Source organism: Desulfomarina sp. (genome assembly GCF_054039375.1).
In genome coordinates this window covers 1-6,177 of sequence record NZ_JBPLBA010000278.1, presented here as the reverse complement: position 1 = coordinate 6,177, position 6,177 = coordinate 1, and the positions used below count along the sequence as shown (strand labels likewise).

General features: G+C 47.6%; 6 protein-coding genes and 1 pseudogene. 1 reads left to right on the top strand and 6 read right to left on the bottom strand.

All coding sequences use genetic code 11. The annotated features are described in order from the left end of the window. Window positions 1-319 precede the first annotated feature (319 nt). Entirely contained in the window at window positions 320-2,119 is a 1,800-nt protein-coding gene (gene typA, locus ACXLDX_RS15425) for a translational GTPase TypA (protein ID WP_457578078.1), read from the top strand. A 317-nt stretch (window positions 2,120-2,436) separates the two neighbouring features. Here the strand turns inward: typA and ACXLDX_RS15420 are convergent, their stop codons facing one another. From ACXLDX_RS15420 to ACXLDX_RS15395, 6 genes and pseudogenes are all read right to left on the bottom strand, one after another. Beyond that, the gene (locus ACXLDX_RS15420; RefSeq protein ID WP_457578077.1) at window positions 2,437-2,883 is read right to left on the bottom strand and encodes an NUDIX domain-containing protein; all 447 of its coding nucleotides are present in this window, start codon (window positions 2,881-2,883) and stop codon (window positions 2,437-2,439) included. Beyond that, window positions 2,880-3,455 (bottom strand): 5' nucleotidase, NT5C type, encoded by a 576-nt coding sequence (locus ACXLDX_RS15415; RefSeq protein WP_457578076.1) that lies wholly within the window; start codon window positions 3,453-3,455, stop codon window positions 2,880-2,882. Before ACXLDX_RS15415 ends, ACXLDX_RS15420 begins: the two co-directional genes overlap by 4 nt. Then, a complete protein-coding gene (locus ACXLDX_RS15410) occupies window positions 3,452-4,393 on the bottom strand; it encodes a ketopantoate reductase family protein (RefSeq protein WP_457578075.1) in 942 nt (313 codons plus the stop codon). The genes ACXLDX_RS15415 and ACXLDX_RS15410 overlap by 4 nt, the downstream gene beginning before the upstream one ends. Before the next feature lie 8 nt (window positions 4,394-4,401). After that, window positions 4,402-5,100 (bottom strand): DNA-binding protein, encoded by a 699-nt coding sequence (locus ACXLDX_RS15405; protein ID WP_457578074.1) that lies wholly within the window; start codon window positions 5,098-5,100, stop codon window positions 4,402-4,404. A 330-nt stretch (window positions 5,101-5,430) separates the two neighbouring features. Continuing rightward, window positions 5,431-5,952 carry a GDSL-type esterase/lipase family protein gene (locus tag ACXLDX_RS15400; protein WP_457578073.1) on the bottom strand — a complete coding sequence of 174 codons (522 nt, stop codon included), beginning with the start codon at window positions 5,950-5,952 and terminating at the stop codon, window positions 5,431-5,433. A 29-nt stretch (window positions 5,953-5,981) separates the two neighbouring features. Then, window positions 5,982-6,177, bottom strand: a pseudogene (locus ACXLDX_RS15395) (hypothetical protein); the annotation flags it as partial.

The window sequence follows — 6,177 nt, the reverse complement described above, 5'->3', positions numbered from 1 at the left end:
GGGGCTTGACTGCAGCCGTCCTGGCTGCAGACACCCTCGGCCAAGTCAGAATGGGACTTTCCTGAACTATCTTGTCCTTAAGTTAATGACATTGACTCTGAACCTGCGGAAGATGGAATTTTGAACGATCTGCGGGTGGGAAAATTATGGTCCCCTCCTTTTTGTGACAACACTTGTGATTGTTTGATTAATGTGTTATACTGTAAGATTTTTAGCGCTGTTCAGCTAGGAGTTTGGTCGTTTTTGGTAAAATTTCCCGCCTTTACAGTATGCCGAATGGCAATTAAAAATCACAGGATCTCCCCCCCAAGGACAGATAATGGAACAGAGTAAAATTCGAAACGTGGCTATAATTGCCCATGTTGATCATGGCAAGACAACCCTGGTTGATCAGCTTTTCAAGCATTCCGGTATGTTTCGGGATAACCAGGAGGTTTCCGAACGGTTGATGGATTCCATGGACCTCGAGCGTGAACGGGGGATTACCATTACCGCCAAAAACGGCTCCTATCGTTTTAAGGATTACTGGATCAATATTATAGATACTCCGGGCCATGCGGATTTCGGCGGCCAGGTGGAAAGAGTGCTGCGTATGGCCGATGGGGCATTGCTGTTGGTGGATGCCCAGGAAGGCCCCATGCCCCAGACATATTTTGTCCTGAAAAAAGCACTGGAAAACAATCTTCCCGTGATTGTCGTAATCAATAAGATCGATAAACCAGCTGCCCGCTGTGACTGGGTCATCGATGAGGTTTTTGATCTTTTTGTCAAACTGAATGCGCCTGACGAAATTCTTGATTTTCCTGTTGTCTATACTTCTGCCAAGGAGGGTTATTCCCTGCTGGATCCCGAGGACCCTCTGGAAAACGGTGGCAGTATGCATCATGTGTCCCGGATGATTGTTGATCATATTCCCGCTCCGGTCGGTTCGTCCGATGAACCGCTGCAGATGCAGGTGGGTACTATTGATTATTCGCCTTACCTGGGCAGACTTGGGATCGGCAAAGTTATCAACGGCATGATGGCAATCAATCAACCCATTGTTGTGGCCCGTCGTGACGGGAGCATTAAGCCGGTGCGGATTTCCAAGATCTACAGGTTTGAATGTGACTCAAAGGTCAGTATTGAATCGGCTGGTGTGGGTGAAATTGTTGCCATTGCCGGAATGGAGGATGTGACTGTCGGGGTCACTTTTACAGACCAGGACGATCCCCGTCCCCTGCCGCTTATTAATATTGACCCACCGACCATTTCCATGAATTTCATTCCCAATGATTCTCCCTTTGCCGGAAAGGAGGGGAAATATGTCACCTCGCGCCATATTGGAGATCGACTTCAGCGGGAAATACTTGCCGATGTTGCCCTGCAGTATGAACCACTCCAGGACGCTGTGGGTTTCAAGGTGTCAGGGCGAGGGGAATTGCACCTGTCCATTCTGATTGAAAAGATGCGCAGGGAGGGATATGAGTTGCAGGTAACCCGCCCCCAGGTTATTTTCAGAGAGGAAAACGGTCAGGTTTTGGAGCCATACGAAAAACTGACTGTTGATGTGGATGAACAGTTCCAGGGTCCGGTTATAGAAAAACTTGGCAAGCTTAAAGGTCAGCTTGAGGAAATGGGAACGGAAAATGGTATGGTGCGTATGGTTTTTTCTATTCCGACCCGCGGTCTGCTCGGGTACCGTTCAGAATTTATGACGGATACCAAAGGCATGGGAATGATGAGTTACGTTTTTTCAGAATACGGTCCGTATGCCGGTGATATCATCAACCGGGTCAGCGGAGTGCTTGTGGTGAAAGAACCTTGCACTGCTGTTGCCTATGCGTTATTTAATCTTCAGGATCGGGGCAAGCTGTTTATAAAACCGGGAACACCTCTCTATCAGGGGCAGATTATCGGGGAACACTGCCGGGCTGCCGATCTGGTTGTCAATCCTGCCAAGGGGAAGAAACTGACCAACATGCGGGCTTCCGGATCAGATGAGGCTGTGATTCTTACTCCTCCCGCTGTCATGACCCTGGAAGATTGCATTGCCTATATCAATGACGATGAACTTGTGGAGGTGACTCCCGAGTCTATCCGGTTGCGAAAGAGGCCGGGATTGCGGATACGGGGGTAGATTGCAATGAGTACTACTCTGATGATGGTTATTGCGGCACTGGCTGCCCTGGTGGTTTTCGGGGTTGTTGTCAGGAAATATGGTTCAGACTGTATTCCCTGACTGACCCTTTATGGATCCGTTGGAACGGGTTTTTTTATTTTCTGGCTGTTAAAGACTGTTTTCTGAATCTGATTACGCACACAATTCGGCTGAGTTTCATGGGCAATCAAGTTTCTGAATGGTTAAGTGAGTGATTTTTTTGTAGATTTACTGTCGGGAGGCTGTTTGAAAGTCCAGAGGCAATAAAATCACAGAATTGCTGTCTCTATGGGTAGTTACAAACCAGGCTGTATCTCTGTTTCCGGGTTCATGCAAAAATAATCTGCCAGGATGCGGGCATGATCGAACGCCAGATCCGGAAGGTTGTCCTTTGAAAAAAGTGCAGCACGTTTTGCGTCATCACCAGCCACAGGCTCACCTTCTGCAATGGCCGTGAAAACGGTGGAAGCCGTGTGTTGTCTCTCGTCCCGACCCGGATCAGAATAGGTGTGGAACTGACGAAGGTTATGCAGGGTCAACCCGGTTTCTTCCCTGGCTTCTCTCACCGCCGCTGCTTCAAATGATTCTCCGTAATCGACAAACCCGCCGGGAAGGGCCCAGCCTGAAGGCGGGTTTTTTCTTTCAATGAGGACAATTTTTCCCCCCACCTCAATGATAATATCCACCGTAGGAACCGGGTTTCTGTAAACCTGAATGGGTTTGTGGCAGTGGGGACATTTCATGGTGTCAGTAATTTGCTGAGTTCATGCCACCCCGAGACTGAACGCAGGTTGTGGCGGTTTCTGTTCCATGGTTGTTCGAAGACGACGGGGGTAATTCCCGCGGTTGCAAGCTGCATACAGGTTTCTGCCCGGTCATCAATAAAATACTGCAGCTTTCGGTCGTGAATATATCTGGTTTTATCATCGTGATCCCCCGTGGCAATGACTCTGATCGCGTCCCGTGTTCGTGCCGGGAAAAAAACATCAATCCAGTCCAGCACGGGTTGCTCCAGGGAGCGGGCGGTGATGATTGTTATTTCTTCTGTCACTCCGGCCAGCATCGTCAATGTCTCCACGGCTCCTTCCATGGGAGTGAGTCCGGTGGAAAGCGAGTCCTCGAGTATGTCTGTGAATATTTTTTCCACTAAAGACTGTTCTATTGCAATACAGTTTTCCAGGTCAAAACTGGTGATATCTTCCCTGGTAAAGGAACAGTGGCCGTATTTTTCACAGGCCAGACGGAGAAAGGTTTCTGCAGTGTCGGCAATAACCCCGTCAAGATCAAAGCCGGTTCTGTCCGGTATAAGTTTCATGGATGTCGGGGATAGTTCTCTTCAATTGTTTTTATTTCCCGGGTCAGGCGGCTGTTTTCCGGAGTTGGGATATTGAGTTTTTTCCCTGCCTGTTCTATGGCTCCATTAATGGCGTCAATCTCAGTTTTCTTACAGTTCCGGACATCCTGCAGCATGGAGGAAATATTGTCGGCTGTTTTTTCGGCAACGAGAAGGGTCGTCCGGTAGGGGTCATCAAGGATATCGATCTGCAGCCTGCGGGCAATTTCTACAGCTTCATCAACTGCGGTTTTCATTCTGTCGGTTACTCCGGTCAGGGTGAGTAATTCTCCATTTCTGCAGTTGAGGGTTGCGGTCAGGGCGTTGATTCCAACGTTGATGAACAGTTTGGACCATATCCGTGTCATGATTTGATCGGTTATTTCTGTTCCCAGATTACCATTTTCAAGGCAGTTCTCAGTTTTTTCAAGAAGACCACGGAAGCGACTCTCCACACTATGCTGAAAACCCAGGAAGGTCCGGCCGCTCCCGGCGTGGCGAACCTGACCCGGAGCGAGAAGAGTCGCTCCTTCGGTGGTCGTGCCATATGCCGCTGTGCCCCCGTGGAGGTGTGTGCCGAGATCAAGGTGACTAATACCGTTCTGCATGAAAATAAGCAGTGTATTCCGGTTGATTAATGGACTCCAGAAGTCAAGACTGTTACGCAGGTCATATGATTTGACACAGAAGATAATAACATCTGCAGGTGTTGCATTCTCTGGTTCTGTTATAACCTCAGCGGGAACAGTTAACTTATTATCGTCAAGAAAATATAGAATACCTGACCGGGACAGTGCTTTTGCCCGACTGGTATTGTAATCCAGTAATCCGAGGGTATACGGTGTTCCTTTGATCCCGTGGGACAGTTTTGAAAACAGAAGACAACCGAGGGCTCCGGGACCTGCTATGAGAAAATGCATGGATGATTTTATTTTATCTTTGCTTTTTCAATGATGGCTCTGTATTTATAGCCTGCCCCAAAATCCTTCTTTGCTGCGAGGACACCTTCAATGGTTATTTCACTGTTAACTTCGGGGAGCTCAGAACTTGTCACAACCATGTCGTGACTGTTTTTCATCGGATTGCCGGTACCGTCCTGCATATGGATCCAGTTTCTTCCCATGATATTGGGGCTGACCTTGACCACAAGACCATGCAGGACAACCTTCTGACCATTGAGTTTATCCGCCTGACTGTACAGCTCTTCAACAGTGTATCCGTTCGGGGCATTGGCTTTTGTTACGTTGATTTCACGAAATGGAGCGATGGCCCCACTGCTTCCACCTGAGCTTTGAACAGGCCGGGAGGCTGCAGGTGGAGCTGCTTTTCGTTCAGATTGTACTGCGGCGGCAAAAGAATCGTCAGATTTGGCCATTCCATGGAAAGATTTATTGCCTTTCCCGGTCAGGCCGGATGAAAAAACAATGGTACTGAAGGTTCGGTTCAGGCTTTTGCTGACAAAATCCGTCATGACCATTCCTGAATTATATGTAACTGTTGTTCCTTTTTCCACCTTGGTCAGGGGAATTGCCACCCAGGTCTTTTCTTTTCCATTGTCAACCAGAATGTAGGTGTACCCCCCGCTGTCCATCGTTTCAACAATTTTACCGGTGGTATTAAAAGTCATTCCATCTGCGTGGCCGGCCTGTGGCACGAGTACCAGAGAACAGAGAAATAAAGTGAAAATAATCAGAGAAAGAAACGTCCTTGACTGCATTGTAATATACTCCTCTAAAATTTATAGTCCTGATTCCGTGATGGCTTCGTGATGTTCTTCCTGATAAGACTTTGAAATACACTCAAAAAAAACACAATGAAGTCTGTTTGAAAAATCCTTGCCTCTCCCCAGGACAGTGAAATACAGCTACCATATGATTCACCTTCTGTATCTTTGTAACAGAGTGAACCACAAGAAAAAACTGATAAAGACAGAACCTTTGATCGACGACATTCAACGTTAGTCATTCTCAATGAGAAAAGCAATATGTTCCAGAAGGATACGGCTCCAGATTTTATACGCTGCCTTTGTGATATGAACCCCATCGGCCTGGAAAATGGTTTCTTCACTTTGGTGAAATTTTGTGTATATGTCAAGATAGCAGCAGCCTGTCTGCATTGTCAGCGCTTCAAGATGTGCATTGATGCCTGGAATGATATTTGGGGGTAAATCCGGGATTTTCATGGGAAGAAGGCTGCACAGCAGGACTTCGGCGGACGGAAAGTCCTGTCTCAGTTGGACGATGGTTTTTTTCAGTGTATGTATAAATCTGTAATTATCAGAAAGGATATCGTTTGTGCCGATCATCACAACCACCACATCGGGGGGATGGCTCTGTTCATGAATACCGGACAACATGCCATAGAGGTCGCGGGTTGTGAGTCCGGGGATGCCGAAATTCTGAACACCGTGCATATTCAGACGTGACTGCCAGTCATATTCGGCAACCAGGGAGTCTCCAATGAATAAAATCTGGGTCATTTTTTTCAGTGGTGGTGAGTGATTTCATGTCAAATGAGGCAGTGATCATCTCTTTTGACTTTCGAAAGACCGGGAATAAGTGTCTGGGTGGAGACAACTCCAGTCCATTTGCGTATGGTTGTGAGAATAAAATCGGTCAGAAGTTCCGCATCAGAAGAGAGCAAATCCCTGACCAGGGTGACCTTGACAATCAGATCAATGGAACCGTGCACGGCGTGCACTTCC